This is a genomic window from Vibrio sp. ER1A (assembly GCF_000733315.1).
GTDB classification, from domain to species: domain Bacteria; phylum Pseudomonadota; class Gammaproteobacteria; order Enterobacterales; family Vibrionaceae; genus Vibrio; species Vibrio mediterranei.
Genome location: NZ_JPJA01000094.1, coordinates 265,681 through 266,890 on the forward strand (window position 1 = coordinate 265,681; position 1,210 = coordinate 266,890).

The following is a 1,210-nucleotide window of genomic DNA, read 5'->3' on the forward strand; positions in this document are numbered from 1 at the left end:
CCACTCAATAGGTAAAGACATAGAATATTCCTTTTCTAATAATTCTTGTTGTTCTCGTTGGTGAAATTAGAATTAAACATCTAACTCATTTTGTAAAGAGAATATCTTAGAAAAACACAATAAAAGTTTATAAATATCTAAATCTATAATCAGATTCTATTTATATATGTGGTGTTATATTTACATTGCCATTTCTTTCGTTATAGCTTTGCAATATTGAATTTACATAGTCAATAGATCGTTCCTGCCATTGTTTTTAGTCCCTATACCTATAGAGAGTACGAAGGGGCTTGAAGTATAAGTGTGTGTATGTAATCTTTCTTTAATATTCGTGAGGTTAATCGATTCTCGGAGTTTAAATATAGACTAGAGCAATAATGGCATCGAATATAACTAACTCTAACTATATGTATGTTGAAAATTCTACTATTTAAAATTAGATGTTAAACACTTCGTGTCTATGGGTATATAAATGAAAGCGATTTATAACCACAAAGATATAAAAGGTTAATTTAAATAATAGGTTAATTAAAAGGCTAGGGAATGGATAGATTACCTAGCCAAACTATTAATTTACTAAGCTGTCGATTAATTTCTTACAACAAATATTTGTGAACGCCTAAACAGATAGTTCGGTTATTTTCAGCCTGATGTTTTCTGTTTACACTCCAGTTTCTTTGGGATGTACGCGTCGAAGTGCTATGACTTCGCTGAAGCGATAAACAATCGAGGTAACGTGTTCCTATAATTGGTTAAGTTGCTTGCTGTAGTTTTTTAGCGCTAAAAGAAAAGCCACGCAGCTAAAAAAGAAAGACTAAACAAGCGAAAACTTCGCCAGCCAGGTAGGTATAAGCTTGTGTTGAACAGTTAAGGTAACGAAGAAAGAAAGCTCGTTTCAATACACTTTAGTTATACGCTATGGAACTTGTATCCAAAGGCTGTAGCCATAGGATGAGGAAACCATTCGGTGCGACAGTTATTTGAATAATACTAAGCCCCAAGCTATGAGCCAAAAGTATATATCGGAACAAGCCAAAGGCTTTAACTCTATGAGCTAATCAGTATTGAAATGCTTCATCAGGCGTAAAATTTAATGACTAGGTAAAGAACGTGGTAACGTGAGAAGCTAGCAATATGGCGGGCTTTTCTGTATCTCATTGATACTAAGCCGACTATAATCCTAGTGCGCATTATGTGGTCAGATTTATGT